Source organism: Gemella haemolysans, assembly GCF_028308085.1.
Lineage (GTDB): Bacteria > Bacillota > Bacilli > Staphylococcales > Gemellaceae > Gemella > Gemella haemolysans_D.
Map to the genome: position 1 here is coordinate 119354 of NZ_JAQMFS010000027.1, position 24296 is coordinate 143649.

The 24296-nt window shown below is 30.2% G+C and carries 16 protein-coding genes; 1 reads left to right on the forward strand and 15 read right to left on the reverse strand.

The window, feature by feature from the left end:
- Nucleotides 1-69: 69 nt before the first annotated feature.
- The 12 genes from PNO30_RS02225 to glgB form a co-directional block, all read right to left on the reverse strand.
- Nucleotides 70-423, reverse strand: coding sequence for a DUF1634 domain-containing protein (locus tag PNO30_RS02225; protein WP_271964709.1), 354 nt, complete (start codon nucleotides 421-423; stop codon nucleotides 70-72).
- Nucleotide 424: 1 nt separating this feature from the next.
- Nucleotides 425-1270 carry a sulfite exporter TauE/SafE family protein gene (locus PNO30_RS02230; RefSeq protein WP_271964710.1) on the reverse strand — a complete coding sequence of 282 codons (846 nt, stop codon included), beginning with the start codon at nucleotides 1268-1270 and terminating at the stop codon, nucleotides 425-427.
- A gap of 11 nt (nucleotides 1271-1281) precedes the next feature.
- The gene (locus PNO30_RS02235; protein WP_271964711.1) at nucleotides 1282-1914 is read right to left on the reverse strand and encodes a thiamine diphosphokinase; all 633 of its coding nucleotides are present in this window, start codon (nucleotides 1912-1914) and stop codon (nucleotides 1282-1284) included.
- Entirely contained in the window at nucleotides 1914-2558 is a 645-nt protein-coding gene (rpe, locus tag PNO30_RS02240; RefSeq protein ID WP_271964712.1) for a ribulose-phosphate 3-epimerase, read from the reverse strand. The genes PNO30_RS02235 and rpe overlap by 1 nt, the downstream gene beginning before the upstream one ends.
- 1 nt (nucleotide 2559) lies before the next feature.
- Nucleotides 2560-3441: a ribosome small subunit-dependent GTPase A gene (rsgA, locus tag PNO30_RS02245; RefSeq protein WP_271964713.1), complete on the reverse strand. Its 882-nt coding sequence runs from the start codon at nucleotides 3439-3441 to the stop codon at nucleotides 2560-2562.
- 33 nt (nucleotides 3442-3474) lie between these two features.
- Complete coding sequence (gene recN / locus PNO30_RS02250) at nucleotides 3475-5175, reverse strand: DNA repair protein RecN (protein ID WP_271987009.1); 1701 nt, start codon at nucleotides 5173-5175, stop codon at nucleotides 3475-3477.
- An 11-nt stretch (nucleotides 5176-5186) separates the two neighbouring features.
- Nucleotides 5187-5996, reverse strand: coding sequence for a TlyA family RNA methyltransferase (locus PNO30_RS02255; protein ID WP_102169630.1), 810 nt, complete (start codon nucleotides 5994-5996; stop codon nucleotides 5187-5189).
- A 249-nt stretch (nucleotides 5997-6245) separates the two neighbouring features.
- Nucleotides 6246-8639 carry a glycogen/starch/alpha-glucan phosphorylase gene (locus PNO30_RS02260; RefSeq protein ID WP_271987010.1) on the reverse strand — a complete coding sequence of 798 codons (2394 nt, stop codon included), beginning with the start codon at nucleotides 8637-8639 and terminating at the stop codon, nucleotides 6246-6248.
- A gap of 24 nt (nucleotides 8640-8663) precedes the next feature.
- A complete protein-coding gene (gene glgA / locus PNO30_RS02265) occupies nucleotides 8664-10082 on the reverse strand; it encodes a glycogen synthase GlgA (RefSeq protein ID WP_271964716.1) in 1419 nt (472 codons plus the stop codon).
- 143 nt (nucleotides 10083-10225) lie between these two features.
- The gene (gene glgD, locus PNO30_RS02270) at nucleotides 10226-11338 is read right to left on the reverse strand and encodes a glucose-1-phosphate adenylyltransferase subunit GlgD (RefSeq protein ID WP_271987011.1); all 1113 of its coding nucleotides are present in this window, start codon (nucleotides 11336-11338) and stop codon (nucleotides 10226-10228) included.
- A gap of 1 nt (nucleotide 11339) precedes the next feature.
- Entirely contained in the window at nucleotides 11340-12512 is a 1173-nt protein-coding gene (locus PNO30_RS02275) for a glucose-1-phosphate adenylyltransferase (protein WP_271964718.1), read from the reverse strand.
- A gap of 28 nt (nucleotides 12513-12540) precedes the next feature.
- Nucleotides 12541-14394 (reverse strand): 1,4-alpha-glucan branching protein GlgB, encoded by a 1854-nt coding sequence (gene glgB / locus PNO30_RS02280; RefSeq protein WP_271987012.1) that lies wholly within the window; start codon nucleotides 14392-14394, stop codon nucleotides 12541-12543.
- Nucleotides 14395-14724: 330 nt separating this feature from the next.
- On the opposite strand from glgB, the gene PNO30_RS02285 reads away from it, so the two are divergent.
- Entirely contained in the window at nucleotides 14725-16575 is a 1851-nt protein-coding gene (locus PNO30_RS02285) for a glycoside hydrolase family 13 protein (protein ID WP_271987013.1), read from the forward strand.
- 276 nt (nucleotides 16576-16851) lie between these two features.
- Here PNO30_RS02285 and ppc read toward each other — a convergent pair whose 3' ends face one another.
- The 3 genes from ppc to gyrB form a co-directional block, all read right to left on the reverse strand.
- Complete coding sequence (gene ppc, locus PNO30_RS02290; RefSeq protein WP_271987014.1) at nucleotides 16852-19542, reverse strand: phosphoenolpyruvate carboxylase; 2691 nt, start codon at nucleotides 19540-19542, stop codon at nucleotides 16852-16854.
- 362 nt (nucleotides 19543-19904) lie between these two features.
- Nucleotides 19905-22352: a DNA gyrase subunit A gene (gene gyrA / locus PNO30_RS02295; protein ID WP_271966304.1), complete on the reverse strand. Its 2448-nt coding sequence runs from the start codon at nucleotides 22350-22352 to the stop codon at nucleotides 19905-19907.
- A 16-nt stretch (nucleotides 22353-22368) separates the two neighbouring features.
- Complete coding sequence (gene gyrB / locus PNO30_RS02300; protein ID WP_271966305.1) at nucleotides 22369-24285, reverse strand: DNA topoisomerase (ATP-hydrolyzing) subunit B; 1917 nt, start codon at nucleotides 24283-24285, stop codon at nucleotides 22369-22371.
- Between the last annotated feature and the right edge of the window lie 11 nt (nucleotides 24286-24296).

A 24296-nucleotide genomic window follows, 5' to 3' on the forward strand; every position in this document is an offset into this window, starting at 1 on the left:
TTCACAAATTACAATAAAATCAATATTATCGCATTATTATACTTTATATTTTTAAATTTTTTTCTTATTTTAATTGTGAGTTACTCCCAACATTAGACTAACGATTAATATTATTAAAACTAATATACAAATTCTTACGAATCTGAAATCTTTTTCTTCAATATAAACATAAAGTAACCCAAAGATTCTCAGTACTGGAGTTAATATTAACAAAAAGATACCAAACATTAAATACGAATGATAATTTAATGTAGTTAAACCTTTTAGCATTTCTGAGAAAGTATATCTTTCAATAGTTAGTACACCATCCACTCCATATATAAAGCTAAGCACTATACCTGTTATAATAAAGAATGAACTAATGAATACTCCAGTCTTTAAAATATTAGAAATAACGATATTTATATCTTTTTTCTTTTCCATATTAAAGCACCCCCACCCCTTTTAAGAACATATTAACTATGGTAAATAATAAGATCGGTAGGAATATATATCTTATATATTTTGCATCTAATCTTTGCATTACCTTTGCTCCAGTTCTAGAACCTATTAAAGTTCCTATAGCTATAGGAGCTGCGATTGCTGGATTTATTGTCCCATTAAAGAAGTAAATTAAAGCACTTGCTGTTGCTGTAACACCCATCATAAAGTTACTCGTAGCTGTACTTACTTTTATAGGAAGTTTCATATAACTATCTAATGCAACAACTTTGAACGCTCCACTACCAATTCCAAGCAATCCACTAGCAAAACCTGCTCCAAACATTACTAGTGATCCTTGAGGAACATTAGTAACATTATATGCTACGGTTTTACCTGTTGCTTTATCATAATATGTTGAATTTAATTTATATCGATCAGCATATTTATCATTTTCTACTTTTTCTTCTTTTTTCACCTTAGTTATTAATCCTGTTTTCTTCAACATACCATAAAAAGAATTCAACAGAATTAACGAGAAAAAGATATATAGCAACTTAGAAGAGAATATTCCTGCCATAAGGGCTCCTACAACTCCTCCTGCTGTAGTGAAAACTTCTAAAAGCATACCAACTCTCATATTACTCACATGATCTTTCACAAATGCTATTGCTGAACCACTACTTGTCGCAATTACCGCAATGATACTTGCACCTATTGCATATTTAATATCTATTCCAAATAAGATTGTTAATGCTGGTGTAATAATAATTCCACCACCAAGTCCTACTAAAGAGCCTAGAAATCCTGCTAAAACTGCTATTATCATAAACTGTATTATCTCAATCATAATTTCTCCTTCTAATCTTTAGAATATATTACTAATACATTTGAACTTACTTCCAACTCAATAGCTTTTTCATTAGCAAATTCGTTACTCGTTGCATTAGGACGATTTAAAGTCAAGACTAAATTTTCTACTTCATATTTAGAATTTTTTATAGACATCTTCGTATTCTCATAAATTGGAACTATTGAGAAATACTTATACCCTTCAATTTTTTCAAAAATATTTTGTCCACTATGTGCTATAGTTATTATATTATTATCATCAATAATTTTTACTTTAACATTGTTATATTTTTCATTATTTAGAAGTAAAATATTTCCAAAGAAGTGATCAAGTCTTCTGCCTGTTGCTCCATATATATCTATTTCTTCTACTGAATCAAATAGTTCTAGTATATTTTCTAAAGCAAAGTCAGCATCAGTTAAATCTTCACTATGTTTTACTCTAAAGTACTTAGATTTTTGTTCAACTTCTTTTCTTTGTTCAGAGTTTATTGAATCAAAATCTCCGCAACTTAATAATGGATTTATACCCTTATCAAGTAAGTACAATGCTCCTCTATCTACTCCACACCATAAGTCAGATAAAGGTAATTCTTCTGGAAATACCCCACCTAACATTATGCTTATTTTTTTTGTATTCATTATTTTAACAACTCACCTAATGTTTTTTCTTTATCGCTTGCTCCAAATAAAAATGATCCACAAACTAATAAGTCTGCACCTTTATCTCTACAAGCTTTCGATGTTTCTACATTTATTCCACCATCTACTTCTATTAAGAAGTTATAATTTTTTTCTTCTCTTATCTTAGCTAATTCTTCAATTTTCTCAAGCATTTCTGGAATGAACTTCTGACCACCAAACCCTGGATTAACAGTCATAATTAGAACATAATCTACTTTTGGTAATAAGTATTTAATACTTTCAAATGGTGTTTGAGGATTTAATACTATACCAGCTTTTTTTCCATTATTCTTGATTACTTGTATTAATCTGTCTGCATGATTTGTAGCTTCTATATGAAAAGAAACCATATCGCAACCAACTTTACAAAATTGTTCTACATAATTTTCTGGATTAGCAATCATTAGATGACAATCAAAAACTTTGTCTGTTTTAGGTCGGATTGCTTCAATTATTGGAAATCCAAAAGAAATGTTAGGAACGAAATTCCCATCCATTACATCTATATGAAACATATCAATTCCTATATTTTCTAATTCTTTAATATCTCTTTCTAAATTAGCAAAATCTGCTGATAAAATTGAAGGTAAAATTTTCTTCATCTTATCTCTCCTTTATATATTTTCTTTTTTGATTTTGTTTTTCTGTAAATAAAACTTTATAATCTTCATAGCGACTTTCTAATATTTGTTTACTTTCTACCGCTTCTTTGACACCACATTGAATTTCCTCCATGTGATTACATGGTTTAAATTTACAATCATAGTCATGAAACTCTCTAAATAAGTATTGTAAATCTTCTTTTTCAATAAATGTAATATCAAGTGAAGAAAAACCTGGTGTATCTGCGATATAAAAATCATCAATTTGATAAAATTCCGTATGTCTAGTCGTGTGTCGTCCACGTCCTAAATGTTTCGAAATTTCTCCTGTTTCGATATCAAGGTGTTCTGCTAGTTTATTAATAAATGTAGATTTTCCTGCACCTGATTGACCAGATATCGCTACATACTTATTAGAAATAACTTCTTTTAATTTATCGATATCTTCTTCAGAATTCGTAAATACTTGATATCCTATTTCATAATAATAATTCATTATTTCTTTCATCTTTTCTAGTTCATCATCTTTTAATAAATCTAACTTAGTAAAAATGATAATAATATCTACATCACTATTTTCATTTAAACAAATTGTTTTATTTAGTAGCTTACTTGAAAACTCAGGATCTTTAACAGATACTACAATAATACTATAATCTATATTCGCAACCTTAGGTCTTAGTAATTCATTTTTTCTTTCTAAAATTTCTACTACATATCCTGTATTATTATCACTCATTTGAATTTTTACATCATCACCTACTAATGGTGTGATATTCTCATTTCTGAAATTTCCTCGTGCACGACACGTAACGATTTCTCCAGAACAATTTACATAATAAAATCCACTAAGCGCTTTTAAAATTTTTCCTTCTTTTGTCATGTTCCTCCTATACCTTTTTGGTATTTTTTGTAACTATTTGTTTAGTTTCGCTTTTATATCTGCTTTAGTTTTTTCTGCTAGTCTTAACATTTCGATAGAGTGTTCTTCAGAAAGTTTTGTCATAGTGTCTCCTGACACCATTCTTGCTACTTCAGCAATCTTCTCTTCTTCTGATAGTTCTCTAATTACAGTTAATGTTCTCTTATCTATTATTTCTTTACTGATTAGTAAATTTGTATCTGCTAAGGCTGTGGTTTGAGGTAAGTGCGAAATACAAAGTACTTGCGAACCTACACCAAGTTGATACATTTTTTCAGCCATCCTTTGCGACACTCTTCCACTTACTCCAGTATCAATTTCATCAAATATTATCGAAGTAGCTTCTATGCTTCTTGAGAAAATTATTTTCAGAGCTAACATTACCCTTGAAAGTTCCCCACCTGAAGCAACTTTAGATAAGGATTTTAAAGGTTCTCCTAAATTCGCACTAATTAAAATCTTAACATCGTCTTTTCCTGTTGTTGAAAATTCTTTTTCTTTGAAATCAACTTTAATAGTACTCTTTTCCATGTATAAGAATTTCAACTCATCTTGAATAAGTTTTTCTAGTTTTAGCGCTGTCTCTTTTCTTATTGAACTTAACTCTTCGGCTAGAGTCGTCAGTTCTTCTTCGATTTTTTTACTTTCCTCTAAGTAGTTTTCAAAGTTCTCTTCATAGTTTTCCAACTCATCTAATTCTTCTTTAATCGTTTCTGTAAAGGTAATAAGATCATTAAGTGGCTTAGAGTATTTTTTCTCTAATGTTTTTATTTTATCTAATCTAAAAATCAAACGATCTAATTTTTCCTCATCATATTCAATTACATCTGTATAACTAGAAACTTCATATTTTAAATCATCAAGAATATAGTATAAATTTGTAATCTCTTCATATTTTTCTTCAAAGTTAGAATTATACCTACTTAGCTCTCCTAGATTAGATCTAATTTCTGCAAGTTTTGATATTACTCCATACTCACCATCAATACCGTCTGTAATACTATGAGCAAGGGTATTTACCTTTTCGAAGTTCTCTAAGTAATCGATATCCTTTTCAAGATCTAAATCTTCGTCTATTTTAAGTTTCATCTGACTTAATTCTTTATACTGGAATTTTAAGAAATCCACTTTTTGAAGAACATCACTTTCTTGTTGTTTTAAATTATCGATTTTTTCTTTGATTACTTGGTATTCTTTAAATTTTTCTTTATATTTTAAATATGCAGGTTGAATTTTTTCTCTATTAAATGAATCTACCAAATTCAGGTGATTTTTTTCTACTAATAATACTTGATTATCGTGTTGTTCATGAATATCTAATAAATGAGCAGCTACTTTTTTTAACGTAGATAGATTAACTATTGTTCCGTTAATTCTACACACACTCTTTCCACTGCTGTAAATATCACGACGAACTACAATAACCTCATCTTCAAGATCTAAATCAAGTTCATTAAAAATTCTCTTAACTTCTTTACTCTTAGGAAAATCAAATACACCTTCAACACTCGCCTTCTCTTCACCATAACGAATATAAGACGTCGATGTTCTTTGACCAGACAGTTGTGAAATTGCCGCTAGAATCATTGATTTCCCTGCACCAGTTTCTCCACTTAAGACAGTTAAACCATTTTTAAGTTCTATAGTAGCTTTTTCAATTATTCCAAATTGCTTAATATTTAACTGAATTAACATCGGCTCCTCCTCTATTTAAAGTGATTATGAGCATTATTTACAATATGCTCTATATTGATTTTACTATTTTCCACTTCTTTATCTGCATTATATTTTAGAAGCATTAAGAATTCAATATTCCCTTCTCCACCTGTTATTGGAGAATAAGATAGATTTGTCATACTAAATCCAACACTATTTGCTAATAGCAATACTTTTTCTACGACTTCTAATTGAACTTTTTTATCTCGAACAATTCCACCTTTTCCTACCTTATCTTTTCCAGCTTCAAATTGAGGTTTTACAAGTGCGCAAACTTCTCCACCATCTTTTATTATTTCAGCAAGATTTGGGAGTATTAATGATAGTGATATAAATGAAACATCAATTGAAGCAATATCAATTTCATAGACATCAAAATCTTCTTTAACGGAATGTCTGAAGTTAGTTTGTTCCATTACTTTTACACGTTCATCATTGCGTAGTTTCCACACAAGTTGATTAGTACCAACGTCCAATGCATATACAAACTTCGCTCCGTTTTGTAATGCGCAGTCTGTAAATCCTCCAGTTGATGAACCAATATCAATCATTACTTTGTCTTTCACATCAAAGTTCAACTCATTAATCGCTTTTTCTAGTTTAAGTCCTCCGCGACTAACATAAGGCATCTGTTTACCTTTAATTCTAAGTTCCGCAGTTGATTCAACCTTCTCCCCTGCTTTATCAATTCTAATATTATCATTATAAACTATACCAGCCATAATAGCTCGTTTTGCTTTTTCTCTTGATTCAAATAATCCTTGACTTACGCAAAGGACATCTGCTCTTTCTTTTGCCATAGTTACCTCTTTTTTATTTACTAAGTGTGCATTTCAAAATAAATATTAATTTTAAAATTTACACAGTCTTTCCTTTTAATTTTATCATATTAATCGTATTTTATCTATGAGAATGGTACGTTTATATATACTTTATATCTAAATTTAAATAATATTCCACTTATTTTTGAGTGATTATTTTATAGTCTAATAAAAATAAGAGCAACCTAAGGAAAATTTTCCTATTAGGTCGCCCTTTATATTAATATTTTATTTTACTTTTTTTATGTTCCAAATATCTTTAGCATATTCAGCTACAGATCTATCTGCAGAGAAGATACCAGCATTAGCAGTATTTACTAAACTCATTTGTCCCCATTTTTCTTTATCTTGATAAGTTTCAGCAACTTTTTCTTGAGCTGTAATATAACTTTCAAAGTCAGCTAGACACATATAGTTATCTTGAGTTAATAAGTAGTCTACGATAAAGTTGAAGTTCATACCACCTACAGTCATAGTTCTAATGAAATCTAATGTTTCTTTAATTTTTACTGAATTATTGTAGTATTCCCAAGGTTTATATCCATGAGCATATAACGCATCTACTTCTGGAGTTTCTAAACCGAAGATAAAGATATTGTCATCTCCTACCGCTTCATGAATCTCTACATTAGCTCCATCAAGTGTTCCTAATGTTAAAGCTCCATTTAGCATTAGTTTCATATTTCCTGTTCCACTTGCCTCTTTTCCAGCTTGTGAAATTTGTTCACTAATGTCAGCCGCTGGAATTATTTTTTCTGCTAGTGTTACTTTGTAATCTGGTAAAAATACAACTTTTATGTATTCACGCACTAATTCATCACATTCAATCATTTGAGAGATTGAGTGGATAAATTTAATAATATTTTTAGCCATTTGGTATCCTGACGATGCTTTTGCAGCAAAAATAAATGTTCTAGGTACTGGACGTAATCCATTATATTTAATCTCTCTATATAAATATACGATGTGTAATGCATTCAGTAATTGACGTTTATATTCATGAAGTCTCTTAACTTGTACATCAAAGATAGACTCTGGATTTACAGTTATACCTGTTGTATTTTGAATGTAAGTAGCAAGTTGTTCTTTTTTAATTTTTTTAATTTCTAGAAGTTTATCAACAACTTTTTTGTCATTTTTATAATCATTTAATTTACTGATTTTAGATAAATCTTTAACGAAGTCATCACCGATTAATTCTTTCAGATATGATGCTAGTTCAGGGTTTGCCTGTCCTAACCATCTACGATGAGCTATACCGTTAGTTACATTTCCAAATTTAGTTGGATATAATTCGTTAAATGCTCTAAATGTTGATTCAACAAGAATGTCACTATGTAATTTCGATACTCCGTTAACATTATGACTTCCTACTATTGATAAATTAGCCATTCTTATTTGATTATCATAAATAATTGCTGTTTCTGCTAATGTATAATCTTTACCTTGATCAATTACCCATTGACAGAATCGTTTATTAATTTCTTCAATAATTGAGTAAATACGTGGTAATAATGGTTTAAATAAATCTACAGACCATTTTTCTAACGCTTCCGCCATAATTGTGTGGTTAGTGTAGGCAAAAGTTTTAATTGTAATTTCCCAAGCCTTATCCCAAGAATAACCATATTCATCAAGCAATAATCTCATTAATTCTGGAACTCCCATCGCTGGGTGAGTATCATTAATATGTAATGCAACGTGTTCACTTAAGTTTTCTAATGTTCCAAATTCATTATAATGATTTTTTACTAATTGTTGCAATGAAGCACTAATAAAGAAGTATTGTTGTTTAATACGTAATTCTTTACCTTCATTTGTGCTATCTGCTGGATATAATAATTTAGAAATTGATGAAGCTATTGCTTCTGCTTCTGAAGATTTTGAATATTCTCCGCGTTCAAACAGTTTCATATTAAATCCTGTTTTTGCTTTTGCTTCCCATAAACGTAATGTATTTACAGTTTTTGTTTTATATCCTGAAATTAATAAATCATATGGTTCAGCTTGAATTGAAGTATAATCTTTGTGTTCTACAGTGAATCCATTTTCTGTCATTTTTTCTTCAACATGTCCATAGAACCTAACCTCAATTTCCTCGTCATTTCTATAAACAAGACCATATTTCCCTAAATCTAACCAATAATCTGGGAACTCCTGTTGCCAACCATTGTTAATAACCTGCTTGAAGATTCCATATTCATAAAGAATAGAAAAACCTGTTACTGGATAATCACTACTTGTTAAAGCATCTAAATAACATGAAGCAAGACGTCCAAGACCACCATTCCCTAATCCTGGATCTGGTTCGATATCATAAATTTCATCTAAATCGAAGTTATTGTCAGAAAGATATTCTTTGATTTCTTTTTCGACTCCAAGATTAAATAAATTGTTTCTTAAAGTTCTACCTACAAGAAACTCCATTGACATGTAGTAAGCACGTTTTTGCTTTGTTTTCTTTAATTCTTGTTCATACGCAAATTTTTTCTCAGATAATTTTTCTCTAACAGTGCTCATTAACGCTTCATAAACTTGACGTTTACTCGCTGTTTTTATTGTGATCCCAAATTGTCTTTTTAAATATTTTTCTATTCTGTGTTCTAACTCTTGTTGTTTCATTAATCTCTCCTATAATCCATCTCGTTAGACGATTTCACTGTACATATTTATATATTGTAGTGCTGATTTTTTCCAACTTACATCTTGTTGAATTGCATTCTTCATAATTTTATTCCAAATATGACGTTCTTGATAATAACAATACGTTGCTCTATAAACCGCATCTAACATATCATATGCATCGAAACTTTCAAATGTAAATCCTGTTCCTGTTTTTCCATCGAATGGTTCAACTGTATCTCTTAACCCACCAACTCTGTGAACAATCGGTATAGTAGCGTATCTCATTGAAATAAGTTGAGATAAACCACATGGTTCAGTTTTAGATGGCATCAAGAACATATCACAAGAGCTATATACTTTTGATGATACTTCTGATGAGAACATAATTAAACTTCTTACTTTATCATGACGACGATATTCTAACGAACGAAGTGCATCTTCATAATGACGATCACCTGTTCCTAAAATCACAAGTTGAGCACCTGTTTTTAAGATTTCATCAGCTACATGAAGAACTAAGTCAATTCCTTTTTGGTGAGTTAATCTAGTAACCATTCCAATCATAGGGATATTTTCATTTACTTCTAACGCTAAATCTTCTTGGAATTTTAATTTGTTCTCTACTTTATTTTTTAATGTTTTAACATCAAAGTTCTTATAAATGTTTTTATCAGTTTTTGAATTAAACTTATCAATATCCAAACCATTAATTATGCCGTGAAGTTTTCCTTGCTCTATTCTTAGTATATCATCTAAACCATATGAGAAATATGGATCTAGTATTTCATGTGCATAAGTTTCACTTACCGTATTTATTCTATCAGCCAATTGAATAGCACCTTTCAATAGGTTTAAATCACCTTTGTATATAAGAGCATCAAAATATTTATTATCTAATCCAAAAAGATTACCCATTTCATAAGGATTGAACTTTCCTTGGAATTCAATATTATGGATAGATATTACACTTTTAATATTTTGATAAAAACCTTCTCCTCTTGACTTAATATCATCTAAGTAAATTACAGATAAAGCTGCATGCCAGTCATTAGCATTAACTATATCTGGTTTATAATCAATATGAGGTAATATTTCTAATGCAGCTTTTGAAAAGAATGCAAATCTTTCACCATCATCATCTTGACCATATACACTATCTCTATTAAAATATTGTTCGTTATCGATAAAATAATAAGTTACTCCATTTACTTGCGTTTCAAAAATTCCACAATAAACTGTTCTCCATCCTAAATTAATAAATATATGTTGTTTATATTTTAAATCATACTTTTGTCTATCTATTGAAGAATACAAAGGCAGTACTACCCTTGCTTCTACATTTTCATCTTGAAGTGCTTTAGGTAATGATCCTATAACATCTCCTAGTCCTCCAACCTTTACAAATGGTGCCGCTTCAGCTGCCACGAATAATATTTTCATTATTGTTCTCCTTATTCGTTATTTATTTCATACTAAAAGGGTTAGTTTTAGATGTAGTCTATCTGTTTATTATACTCCTTTTCCTTCCGAAAATCGAAGGTTTTACAAATATCTCCCACATTTTATTCTAACCCATATTTTTATTATACTACTTTATTTTTTTCTACAATAACTTGACAATTTTCAGCTCCTTTTAATTCCACTCTTTCGGAAACAGTAGCCGACTTATCTAAAATTACATAATCTAAGTAAGCTGATTTTTTAATAACACTATTAGGCATTATAATAGAATTTTTAATAACTGCACCTTCTTCTATTACAACGTCCCTAAATAAAATACTGTTTTCAACTATACCATTAATTTCACAACCATCACCTAGAATAGAATTTTTCACGATTGCACCTTCTCCATAAGTAGTTGGTACACTATCTTGTACTCTAGTTAAAATATCAGTACCTGATAAGAATAATTCATTCATCTTATTAGGATCTAATAAATCTCTATTAAAGTCATAAAACTCTTGAACACTATTAATTGTTCTTGTATAATTCTTGATTTCATATCCATAAACATTTAATCTATGGAAATTCTTAGTAATATAATCTAACAATAAATCCTGCCATCCATATGTCATCCCTTTTTTAACAAGTTCTTTAAACATCTCTTTAGACATTATGTAAATTTTAACTTGCGTAGGGCACACTTGATCATATCCATCATAATGATATAAACTATCATATACTCTATCTTTTTCATCAAAAATAATTTGTGATTCACGTTGTTGAGGTTTTCTATACGTATAAGCTAATGTAATATCAGCATTTGTAGATTTATGATATTTAAGCATTTCTTTAAAATCGATATTTCCAACAATATTTCCATCTGCCAATATACAATATTCTTCTAATAAAGTATCTGCATATTTTGCCGCATCTCCCAATGCTTCGATTTTATTTTGTGCAACTCTATTTGATTGATGGTTTGACATCGGTGTTATAAATTTCAACCCACTATTTTTTCTGTTTAGATCCCAGTCTTTCCCCCAACTTAAGTGATCCATTAATGACTTATAATGGTGATTTGTCACTACTGCTATATTAGATATCTCAGCTTTAACTAAAGAAGATAACATGAAATCAATCATTCTATATCTTGACGCAACCGCTAAAGATGCTAGTGTTCTATTTCTTACTAATCCTTGCAGATCATCGTTACGATAGTTATCCGCAAATAAAATACAAAACGCTCTTACCATATTATTTTCCCTCTACTTTCCTATTCTCATTTACAACTTCATCCCTACCGATTACTGTTATTTGTTCTTTTCCTAGAACAATTTCTCTATTACCTACTTCTACATTTTCTTTAACTACTGAACCTTCTGAAATAATTGAATTATAGACTTTAGCTCCTTTTTCAATAACTGCGCCTTTCATGATGATACTTCCCACTACTTCAGCACCTTCTTCGATTCTAACTCCTGAAGAAATTATAGATTCTGAAATAGTTCCATATACAGTAGTCCCATCTGAAATCATAGAATTTCTAACATTAGCACTATGTCCTAAATATTGAGGCATAGCACCTTCATGTCGATAATAAATTCTCCATAATTTATCATCAATATTAAAGTTTTCTTTATTTTTTATTAGATCCATATTTGCTTCCCATAAGCTCTCAATTGTACCTACATCTTTCCAGTAACCATAGAATGGATAAGCATAGATATTTTTTCCTTCGTTCAACATCATTGGGATAATATTTTTACCGAAGTCTTTTTCACTATCTGGGTTTTCTTCGTCACGAATTAAATATTCTCTTAATTGTTGCCAACTGAAAATATAGATTCCCATCGATGCCTTAGTTGAGATTGGATTTTCTGGTTTCTCTAAAAATTCAGTTACTTTAAGATCAAAGTTTGTGTTCAATATTCCAAAACGACTAGCCTCTTCAATTGGAACATTAATGTGTGCGATTGTTAAATCTGCTCCTTTTTCTTTATGGAAATCTAACATTTCTTTATAGTTCATTTTATAAATGTGATCTCCTGATAAAATAAGAACATATTCTGGGTTATATTGCTCTATATATTTAATATTTTGATATATTGCATTAGCAGTTCCTTTATACCATTCTCCAGTTTTTCCTGCAGTATAAGGTGGTAGAATAGATAACCCTCCATCCATTCTATCTAAATCCCATGGTTGACCATTCCCCATGTATGAGTTAAGTTCCAAAGGCATAAATTGTGTTAGTACTCCTACAGTTGAAATTCCAGAGTTCGCACAATTAGAAAGTGGAAAATCTATAATTCTATATTTTCCTCCAAAAGGTACAGCCGGTTTAGCCATATCTTTTGTTAATACTTGTAATCTTGTACCTTGTCCTCCCGCTAGTAGCATTGCTACAACTTCTTTTTTTCGTGCCATTAAGTTGACCCCCTTCTTCAAAACTTGTTTATTTCTTTTCTATATACATTGTCGCATAAGGCGGAATGTTTAAACTCAACGTATATTTAAATTCATTTTTTTCTTTATTAATTGTTTTAAGATTTCTATTTGATACTGCGATACCATCGTATTTTTTAGCATCAGAATTCAACACAATCTTGTAACTTCCCCAAGTATCTACCCCAATTTCATAATTTTTCAATACTTGATTTGAGAAATTACTAACCACTAAGACTTCTTTACCTGATCTATCTTTACGAGAAAAAGCAAAAACATTGTTATTATTATCATCTACAACATGCCATCTAAAGCCATCCCAATCACTGTCGTTTTCCCATAGTGCTGGCTTAGTTTTATAATACTTATTAAGTTCTTTTACATATCTATGTGTAAATACATGCTTAGGATATAACATTAATAACCAATCAAGTTCTCTTTCTTCATCCCATTCGATAAATTGAGCAATATCAATTCCCATAAATGCTAATTTTTTCCCTGGATGTGCATACATATACCCTAAAAATGCTTTTAAGTTTGCGAATTTATCCTCGTATGGAACAGGACTCTTATCTAAAAGAGATTTTTTCCCATGTACTACTTCATCATGTGAGATTGGAAGAATGAAATTTTCAGAGAATGCATAATGCATTGAAAATGTAAATTTGTTGTGTACTCCTTTTCTAAAGAAAGGATCTGTTTCTAAATAATCAAGACTATCATTCATCCATCCCATATTCCATTTGAAGTCAAATCCTAAACCACCATGTTCAACAGCAGCAGTTACTTTTGGATAGCTCGTTGATTCTTCTGCTATCATACTTACACCTGGATAATTTTCTTTTACGTATAAGTTAAGATTTTTTATAAAATCTATTGCTTCTAGATTTTCAAATCCACCGTAAATATTTCTAGCACATTTGTCTTCATCTCGGCAATAATTTAAAAATAACATAGAACTAACCGCATCGACTCTTATTCCGTCTATGTGGTAATCTTCAATCCATGATACTGCACTTGATGTTAAAAATGACTTAACTTCATTACGTCCATAATCAAACACCCTAGTACCCCAACCTTCGTGCTCCATTTTTCTCGTATCAGAATATTCATAACATGGTGTTCCATCAAATTCATATAATCCATGAGCATCCTTTGTAAAATGTCCAGGAACCCAATCTAGTATTACCCCAATATTATTTTGGTGACAAATATCAACAAAATACATAAAATCTTCCGGTGTTCCATATCTTGAAGTTGGTGAAAAATACCCTGTAGCTTGATATCCCCATGATTTATCATATGGATACTCTGTGACTGGTAATAACTCAACATGAGTGTAATTCATTTCTTTTACATATTCTACCAGTCTATGTGCTAATTCCCTATAACTTAGTTCTTTTCCCTCTTCGTTGTGTTTCCAAGATCCAAGATGTACTTCATAAATATTCATAGGCTGATGATAAGGTACCGTCCTATTATCCATCCACTTTTTATCTTTCCATTTATATTCTGGTAAAGTATAAACTTTTGATGCTGTTAACGGTCTAGTTTCAGCATGCTTAGCATATGGATCAGCCTTCCATAACTCAACCCCACTATGTGTAACAATTACATATTTATAAGCATCAAACTCACAAACACCAGGAACTTTAATTTCATAAATTCCTCTATCATTTATTTTTTTCATTTCATATGTATATGGATACCAAGAACAAAACTCACCTGTAACAAAAACTCTTTTCGCGTTTGGAGCCCATACTCTAAAAGTACAAGAATCCCCATCTAAAAACGATCCTAAAAATTTATGGCTATGGTAATTAGTTCCTTCATGGAATAAATATTCTGCCATATTATTATTCACTAAATACCCCCTCCTCTACAAAAGTAAACGTTTTCTTTTGATTTTAAAAAAATTTAATTTTATAAAAATTTCATAAAAAATAGTTTAAATTAACACTAATTTTTTCTTTATTTTTTATACCTATAGTATAACATATGAAAGCTTTTATGTAAATGTTTTCTTTGCTATTTTCTTATAAATTATTATCTCGAATTTAATGCTTTAATACTAATATAATTCTATTTTTTTAAATATTAACATTTACTTTTAAAAATATTTGTATTAAAATTAAGTAGATTATTTTTGTAAAACAAATTGATAATGAAAATTTTATGTTTCGGAGAAGAAAAAATGATTAAATTTAATCCTATAAAAAATAAATTTCCTAAAGGAGCAATAAATAATATAGAATCTTTCCACTTTGAGGTATTGATTAAAGATGATTTCTATTTCAATGATTTCAAAATTATTATAAAAAATGAGTTTACAGGTGATATTATATCTAAAAGTCTGAAATTTAAAGAAAAGTCTGAAAATAATTATTCCAAATATTTCGTAGAATTTGAACCTTTTAATATCGGCCTATACTTTTATCATTTTGAAGTTCACTTTGATAGTTTTTACGTATATTTAAAAAATGATAGATTAAATGCTAAACTTGTTAATAGTAATGATGAACTACCTGACTGGCAACTTACTGTTTATGATTCAAACTTTACAACACCAGATTGGTACAAAGGTTCAATTATGTATCAGATTTTCCCTGATAGATTTAAACGAAGTGATAAATATACCGCTACAATCGCAAAAAATGAAAATGTAAGAATTAGACATGAAAATTGGGACAGTATTCCACACTCATCTATTACTCATAAAAATTATGGTGCAAAAGATTTCCTAATGGGAAATCTACTTGGAATAGAGGAAGAAAAAGATTACTTTAAGAAATTAAATATAGAGAGTATTTATTTAAATCCTATTGTTGAAAGTCCTGAAAATCACCGATACTCTACTGCTGATTATTTTAATGTTGATCCGTATTTTGGAACTAATGAGCAATTCGAAAATTTCTGTAAAGATTTCAAAAAGGATAATATTAAAATTATTCTAGATGGTGTTTTTAGCCACACAGGTTCTGACAGTATTTATTTCAATCGATATAATAATTATGACAGTATTGGTGCTTATAACTCTCAAAATTCACCATACTATTCTTGGTTTAATTTTATTAATTTCCCTAATGAATATCACTCTTGGTGGGGATTTGACAATTTACCTACAGTTGTAAAAGAAAACAAAGAATATAGTGATTTCATCAATAATAAAGATACTGGTGTTATTAACTTTTGGCAAAAATTAGGAATTGCTGGTTGGAGACTTGATGTTGCTGATGAATTTCCTGATGAATTCTTAGATAGAATTCGTGAAAGTGCAAAATACTATGATAAAGATTCCCTAATTATTGGAGAAGTTTGGGAAGATGCAACTAATAAAATTTCTTACAATACACGACGACGATATTTCTTAGGTGATCAACTAGATAGTGTAATGAACTATCCATGGAAAAATGCTATTATTAATTTCGTAAAATATAAAAATGCAGATGATTTTACCCTTGAAATACTAAAATTGGTAGAAAACTATCCTCGTCCTGCCCTTGATGCGGTGATGAACTTACTTGGAAGTCATGATACTGAGCGTGTTCTTACAATGTTAGCATTTGATAATCCAGAAGATATACCTGTTCATGAACGACCAACATATAAAATGTCAAAAGAACAATATTACGAAGCAAAAAATCTATTGAAATTTGCTAGTTTTATACAATTTACATTACCTGGTGTTCCTTGTATTTACTATGGTGATGAAATTGGAATGTATGGATTTAGAGATCCATATAACCGACTAGGATTTTCTCATAATAATAAAGACGAAGATTTACTAAATCATTATATCGAATTGTCAAAATTTAGAAATGAAAATAAAAATGATTTTATTACAAATTTTGAATTTATTTATACTAATGAAAAATGTGTTGCTTACAAACGTAATCACATTCTTTGTATAATAAACTTAGATTCTAAGGCTCACTTTATCGAAGATTATTCTGGTGAAAAAATATTTGGAAACAATGAAATATATCCAACACCATTTGGGACAGTAGTAGCTCCTAACAGTTATGTTGCAATAAAAATTAAATAAAATAAGGGATCGACCCAAAAGTATTAGATTTAAAAAATAGTTTACATAAATACTCTTAGACGTAGTTGTTTATTAATATCTAAATTCGCTTCATAAAAACTTTTTAGATATCTAATAAAATGTAGGGAGGGACTCGACAAAATCTTGTTTCTTAAGAAATCACGATTTTGTTAAGTCACTCCCTCTTCGTTTTACATCCTTATTTAGGATTATATATACTTGGGAGTACGTAAAAATAGACACTAAGACTGATTCAATCTTAGTGTCATTTTTATATTATCCAGAGTTTCTAAGTCCAGTAGCAACTCCATTAATTGTTATATGAATTGTATTAATTTGAGATTCTGGTAACTTACCTTCTCTAGAACGTTTGATTAATTCTACCTGAAGTAAATTCAAAGTATTAAAGTATTGTAACCTATTTTCTAAACTTCGAGTTAAGTATGTATTATCTTCTAGAAACTCTTTATGTTCTGAGATTTCTAGTACTACTTGTTTAGTTAAGTTCCATTCTCTTAAAATTTCTTCATATACATTTTTAGTTTTTTCATCATTACAAAGATTTGCATATTCTTTTGCAATATCCATGTCTGATTTCGACATAACCATATCAACATTTGATAGTAATGATGTGAAGAATGGCCAGTTTTTGTACATTTTACGTAATTTTTCAATATTCTCTTTATCTTTATTAATGTAATTTGAGAACGCTGTTCCTACTCCATACCAACCTGGAAGCATGATTCTACTTTGCGACCATGAGAATACCCAAGGAATGGCTCTTAAGCCACCGATATCCGTAATTTTTTTACGTGACGCTGGACGCGATCCAATATTTAAACTTGAGATCTCTTTAATCGGTGTTGCTTCGAAGAAATAATTGTAAAAGTTTGGATTTTCAAATACTAACTCACGGTATTTATTATAACTATCATCAACAATTTCATCCATAATGATTTGAATTTCTGGAATATCTCTTATGTCAGTATTCACTTTATCAGCATTCATTCTTTGAATTACAGCAGAGAATAGTGCTTCTAGATTATAATAAGCTGCATCACTATTTCCATATTTAGCTGCAATGATTTCACCTTGCTCAGTAAGGCGGATTCTATCTTGAACACTTCCTAAAGGTTGTGAAATAATCGCATCATAACTTGGTCCTCCACCTCGACCTACAGTACCACCTCGACCGTGGAAGAATGTAACTTTGATATTGTGTTTCTCACCAAGTGATGAAAGTTCTTGTTGAGCTTTGTATAATGACCATCCAGATGATAAATATCCACCATCTTTATTACTATCTGAGTATCCTAACATTATCTCTTGGTATCGACCATTGTCACTCACCCATTTTTTCACTATATCTAAGCTTAAGTATTTATCCATAACTTCATATGAATTTTCTAAGTCTTCAATAGTTTCAAATAATGGTACGAGTTGTAACCTAGCAAAATCGCTACCTACTAATCCAACTTCTTTTAGCATTATTGCTAGTTCTAATAAATCTGATACACTAGTTGTATGAGATATAATGTTTTGTTTAATAACATTGTCTCCAAGTCTATCTTTTAATTTTCTAGCTGTTCTAAAGATAGCAAGCTCTTTTTTTAATTCTTCTGATTGTTTATCTACATCATTAATACTTAGAGGACGTGGATCTTCTTCTAATTGTTTTAATAACAATTTACATTTTTCATCTTCACTTAGAGAACTATAATCTTTTTCAATATTTGCACTTCTTAATAATTCCGCTACAGAAGCTTCATATACACTTGAATCTTGACGCATATCTATACTTGCTAAGTAGAATCCAAAGATTTTCACAACATTAAGTAATTCCTCAAATTCTCCAGTGATTAATATTTCACCTTTATTTTCTAATAAAGATGTTTTTATTACTTCTAAATCTCTAATAAATTCTAATGATGTTAAGTATTTTTCTCCTATTTCCTTGTCATTAAGTAAGAATTCTTTAGTATTTTCAAGTTTTTCTTTAATATAAAATATTGCTCTTCTATATGGTTCTTTTTCTCTATATACTGATGAATCATTAGAACGGTTAGCTAATTCTTCTAATTCTTTGCTTTCTTGAATATATTGAGTCGACATTGAGAAAGTTCTGTATAGACTTTCTAGTTTATCTAAATAGTAATTTGAAATAAGTTCACACTGCTTCATAGCTGATAAATTAAGTGTTTCAGCAGTTACAAAAGGATTTCCATCACGGTCTCCTCCAATCCACATTCCCATAGTTATTGGAGTTTCATTTTTTAAATCTATATTATATTCTTCTAATAACAACTTATACTCAGTCATTAATTTCCCAATAGCTTTTATGAAAGATAGATTATAGTATTCTAGCACATTAGTAATCTCATTTGCTACTTTTAGTTTTTTCTCACGAATAATATCACTTTGAATTAATATTTCAATATGTTTTTGAATTGAATTTTTCCATTTTCTTTCGTTGATTAGGCCATTTTTTACATCTCTATGTTTTCTCAATAATGAGTGTAATTTCTCAGTTAAATCAAGAATCGTCTTACGTTGAACCTGTGTAGGGTGCGCTGTTAACACAGGTACAACATTAATGTTGTCTAAAATATTTTCATCTTTAATATTTTTAATTGAATCAGATAACTTACCTATATAAGACTCACCTGAATTATTTTTATAGTTTACCTCGTAAGCTAAGTCAACATCTTCGGCAATATTTATTAAAAGAGGTAACACTGAAAAGAAATTTGCAACAATTTCCATTTCCTCTTGTGTTAAATCTTTAATAATAAGATTTAATTTTTCATAATTTTTCTGATCTGCTAATGATTTCAATTCTACTATCTTTTGAAAAGTTTCTTCTGAAATTAATTTTTGAGTTGCTTTCAATAACATTTCAGTAAGAATCTTAATCTCCTCTTGGATAATATTTTCATTTACATTGCTTTCTAGTCTTGTTTTTTGCATCTAGTTACTCCTTGATAAGATTTTTACTAATAAAGTTTATTTTATCAGTTTTAACTACATACTCCATTATAAAACTTTTTTAGAAATAACACAATGAATTTTGACCATTTTTTTCATTTTCTCATGTATTTTACTAACTTTTTTTGTTTTTTTAATTTTATTGTTCTTATTTTGTTTTATCAAATAATGTTTTATATTATCTCTAAAAATTCTAATAATATTCTAATATTCACATGATTTATCATTCTAACAACTAAAAGATTAAATCAGTAGTTGTTAATTTCTATACATAAAAAATCGAGGAATTTGAAAGTAAAATTTTATCAATCTTAGTCTCAATAATTTCCTCGATTTATATTTTATTATTCTTCTTCGTAAATTTCTTCTTTCGCTGCTAATGTAACAGTTGCTACTTTTTGGTCATCAACAAGATTAATTACTTTAACACCTGTCGCTGTTCTTCCAAGTGTGCTAATTGTTGAAACATCTATTCTAATAATAATTCCTTGGTCAGTCATAATCATTAAATCTTCATTTCCTGCGATTGATTTAACCGCTACAATCTTACCTGTTTTCTTAGTAACTTTAGCAACTTTAACACCTTTTCCTCCACGGTTAATCACATTGAATTCCGTAGATTTAGAAATTTTACCAATACCATTTTCTGTTACTGTTAAAATTTTCTTAGATTCATCAACAACTTCCATTCCTACTACATAGTCATCTGGAGACAGTGTAATACCTTTAACACCACGACTTACACGTCCCATTGTACGAACTTTTTCAGCATTAATTCTAATCGCTTGTCCATTTGCTGTAACAATCATAATATCTTGATCATCAGTAATTCTTTGAACATCAATTAGTGAGTCATCTTCATCAAGTTTAAGAGCAATCTTACCTTTCTTAAGAATACTTGCGTAATCTCCTAATTTAGATTTCTTAATGATACCATATTTAGTTGAGAAGATTAAGCTTGTTCCCTCTTCTTGAAGATCAGAAATTGCAATAATAGAATTTACTTTCTCTTCTTTTTCAATTTCTAATAAGTTAATGATAGGTATTCCTTTAGATTGTCTACTCATTTGGTTAATTTCATAACCTTTAAGAGTATAAACCTTACCTTTATCTGTAAAGAATAGAATATGATCGTGAGTTGAACAACTTAGCATATAAGCTACATTGTCCTCATCATTTGTAGTCATACCATTTACTCCACGTCCACCACGACCTTGAGACTTATAAGTACTTGCAGCAAGACGTTTAATGTATTGGTTATGAGATAAAGTAATAATAATTTGTTCTTTTTCGATTAAATCTTCATTTTCGATTTGATCTACTTGTCCTTCAATTATTACACTACGACGTTTGTCTCCGAATTTTTCTTTAACTTCTAATAACTCGTCTTTAACTATTTGAATTACACGTTCCGGTTTAGCTAGAATATCTTCTAAGTCAGCGATAAGTTCCATAAGTTTACTGTATTCTTCCTCAATCTTATCGCGTTCTAAACCTGTAAGTCTTTGAAGACGCATGTCTAGGATAGCTTGTGCTTGAATCTCAGTTAAACCGAATTGATCTATTAATCCAGCTTTTGCTTCCTCAGCAGTTTGAGATCCACGAATTAAGCTAATAATTCTATCAATATTATCTAAGGCAATTCGTAATCCCTCTAATATGTGGGCACGAGCTTGCGCTTTTTTAAGATCGAATTTAGTTCTTCTAACTACTACTTCTTTTTGGTGCTCAAGGTAGTAATAAAGTACTTCTTTAAGATTTAATAACTTAGGTACTCCATTTACAAGAGCAATCATGTTAACTCCAAATGAGCTTTGTAATGGTGTTAATTTGTATAAATTGTTTAAAATTACGTTACTGTTAACATCACGACGTAATTCAATTACAATTCTAATACCTTTTAAGTTACTTTCATCACGAAGGTCAGTAACTCCTTCAATTTTTTTATCACGAGCTAATTCAGCAATTTTTTCTACTAATTTAGCTTTGTTTACTTGGTAAGGAATTTCTGTAATAATAATTCTTTCTTTACCATTTTTCATTTGTTCAATTTCAGTTTTACCACGCATTATTACAGAACCACGTCCTGTTGTGTAAGCTTTAACTATTCCACTACGACCTAGTAAAAATGATCCTGTCGGGAAATCTGGTCCTTTTATCTTAGACATAAGTTCAGCAATAGTTATTTCAGAGTTATCTGCTAATGCGATTACTCCATCGATAACTTCCCCTAAGTTGTGTGGCGGAATATTAGTCGCCATACCAACTGCAATACCACTACTTCCGTTGACTAGTAAGTTAGGTATTCTTGCTGGTAATACTTTTGGTTCTTGTTTAGTACCATCATAGTTATCTTGCATATCAACTGTATCTTTGTTAATATCACGAAGTAACTCAGAAGCAATTTTGCTCATTCTTGCTTCCGTATAACGCATCGCAGCAGCTCCATCTCCATCAATAGAACCAAAGTTTCCTTGTCCATCTACTAAAGGATATCTACTGTTGAAATCTTGCGCTAAACGTACAATTGTACCGTATGTTGCAGAGTCACCATGTGGGTGATACTTCGCCATTACTTCCCCTACAACGAAGGCACTTTTTTTGTAAGGTTTATCATATGTTAACCCTAAGTCATTAAAAGCATAAAGTATTCTTCTATGAACTGGTTTTAACCCGTCACGTACATCTGGTAAGGCACGTGATACAATAACACTCATTGAATAATCTAAGAATGAATTTTCAATTTCAGTCGTTATGTTTCTTAAGGTAATATTATTTTTATTATCTTCCATGTTCTATCCTTTCTTTCTAAATGTCTAAGTTTATAACATTTAGAGCATTATCTTCGATGAATTTACGTCTTGGTTCTACTTTTTCACCCATCAATGTATCAAATGCTGCATCCGCTCTTTGAGCATCATCAATACTTACTTGATACATTAAACGATGTTCTGGATCCATTGTAGTATCCCATAATTCCTCCGCATTCATCTCTCCAAGACCTTTGTATCGTTGAACAGTGTACTTTTTATCTCCAGCATGTTCTTCAATATTTTGTTTAAGTTCTTCTTCTGTATGGCAGTAGAATTCTTTTTTACCTACTTTTAGACCGTATAGAGGTGGTCTAGCGATATATACATATCCTGCGTCGATAAGTTCTCTCATATATCTGAAGAAGAATGTTAATAATAATGTTCTAATGTGACTTCCATCGACATCGGCATCGGTCATGATAACAATTTTATGATAACGAAGTTTATCAATATTTAATGTTTCCCCTATTCCCATACCAATAGCTGTAATTAATGAACGTACTTCGTCATTAGATAATACTTTATCAATTCTTACTTTTTCTACGTTCAGAATTTTACCTTTTAATGGTAAAATAGCTTGGAATTTACTATTACGTCCAAGTTTTGCACTTCCTCCCGCAGAATCCCCTTCGACTAGGAACAGTTCACATTCAGCTGCATCCTTACTTGAACAGTCAGCTAGTTTCCCTGGAAGGTTTGTAAATTCTAATGCATTTTTACGACGTGTAGATTCACGAGCTTTCTTAGCTGCAATTCTTGCACGTGATGCTTGAAGTCCTTTTTCAACTATTATTTTTGCTATTTTTGGATTTTCTAATAAGAATCTATCTAGTTCTTCAGAGAATAACTTATTAGTAATTGTACTCATCTCTGAGTTTCCTAATTTAGTTTTTGTTTGCCCTTCAAATTGTGGATTTGGGTGTTTAATTGAGATAATCGCAACAAGTCCTTCACGAACATCATCACCAGTTAGTGACTCTTTGTCTTTTATAAGTTTATTTTTCTTTCCGTAAGAATTAATAATTCTCGTAAGAGCTGTTTTAAATCCACTTTCGTGAGTTCCACCCTCATGTGTATTAATGTTATTAGCATAACTTAATACATTATTAGAGTATCCTGTGTTATATTGCATTGAGATTTCAACTTCTTTCCCATCCATCTCACCATGCACATAAATAGCTTCGTGTAAAGCATCTTTATTTTCATTTAACATTTCTACGTATTCTAATAATCCACCTTCATAATAGAAAGTCTCTTCTTTTTCTTGTCCTTCTCTTTCATCTTTAAGTATAATTGTTATACCTTTATTTAAGAAAGCAAGTTCTCTAATACGTGTTCTTAAAATATCGTATTCATATACTGTTGTTTCTTGGAAAATTTCTGGATCTGCCTTAAAACGAATAGTCGTTCCAGTTCTATCAGTATTTCCTACCACTGTAATTCCTTGAACTACATCTCCTCGTTCAAACTTCATTGTATAGATTTTCCCATCACGATAAACTGAAGCTTCTAGATTCGTAGATAAAGCATTTACTACGCTGGCACCTACCCCGTGAAGACCACCCGATACTTTATATCCGCCTCCACCGAATTTACCTCCGGCATGAAGTACTGTAAGAATTACTTCAAGTGCTGGTTTTCCAGTTTGTTCTTGAATATCTACTGGAATACCACGTCCATTATCTTCTACTCTTATCCAATTTCCTTTTTCAATTGCAACTGTTATTGTGTCACAATATCCGGCTAAGGCTTCATCTATAGAGTTATCTACAATTTCCCAAACAAGGTGGTGTAGACCTTTACTAGATGTAGAACCGATATACATACCTGGTCTTACCCTAACGGCTTCAAGTCCTTCAAGAACCTGAATCTGATCGGCATTATATTCTTGTATTTGTTTTTTTTCTACCATGATTTTTCCTT

Excerpts from the sequence above, each read along its gene's own strand:
- rpe (WP_271964712.1), bottom strand. The coding sequence starts at position 2,558 with ATGAAGAAAATTTTACCTTCAATTTTATCAGCAGATTTTGCTAATTTA.
- PNO30_RS02260 (WP_271987010.1), bottom strand. The coding sequence starts at position 8,639 with ATGAAACAACAAGAGTTAGAACACAGAATAGAAAAATATTTAAAAAGA.
- glgA (WP_271964716.1), bottom strand. The coding sequence starts at position 10,082 with ATGAAAATATTATTCGTGGCAGCTGAAGCGGCACCATTTGTAAAGGTT.
- PNO30_RS02230 (WP_271964710.1), bottom strand. The coding sequence starts at position 1,270 with ATGATTGAGATAATACAGTTTATGATAATAGCAGTTTTAGCAGGATTT.
- gyrB (WP_271966305.1), bottom strand. The coding sequence starts at position 24,285 with ATGGTAGAAAAAAAACAAATACAAGAATATAATGCCGATCAGATTCAG.
- glgD (WP_271987011.1), bottom strand. The coding sequence starts at position 11,338 with ATGGTAAGAGCGTTTTGTATTTTATTTGCGGATAACTATCGTAACGAT.
- PNO30_RS02255 (WP_102169630.1), bottom strand. The coding sequence starts at position 5,996 with ATGGCAAAAGAAAGAGCAGATGTCCTTTGCGTAAGTCAAGGATTATTT.
- gyrA (WP_271966304.1), bottom strand. The coding sequence starts at position 22,352 with ATGGAAGATAATAAAAATAATATTACCTTAAGAAACATAACGACTGAA.
- recN (WP_271987009.1), bottom strand. The coding sequence starts at position 5,175 with ATGTTAATTCAGTTAAATATTAAGCAATTTGGAATAATTGAAAAAGCT.
- PNO30_RS02275 (WP_271964718.1), bottom strand. The coding sequence starts at position 12,512 with ATGGCACGAAAAAAAGAAGTTGTAGCAATGCTACTAGCGGGAGGACAA.
- ppc (WP_271987014.1), bottom strand. The coding sequence starts at position 19,542 with ATGCAAAAAACAAGACTAGAAAGCAATGTAAATGAAAATATTATCCAA.
- PNO30_RS02285 (WP_271987013.1), top strand. The coding sequence starts at position 14,725 with ATGATTAAATTTAATCCTATAAAAAATAAATTTCCTAAAGGAGCAATA.
- PNO30_RS02235 (WP_271964711.1), bottom strand. The coding sequence starts at position 1,914 with ATGAATACAAAAAAAATAAGCATAATGTTAGGTGGGGTATTTCCAGAA.
- rsgA (WP_271964713.1), bottom strand. The coding sequence starts at position 3,441 with ATGACAAAAGAAGGAAAAATTTTAAAAGCGCTTAGTGGATTTTATTAT.
- PNO30_RS02225 (WP_271964709.1), bottom strand. The coding sequence starts at position 423 with ATGGAAAAGAAAAAAGATATAAATATCGTTATTTCTAATATTTTAAAG.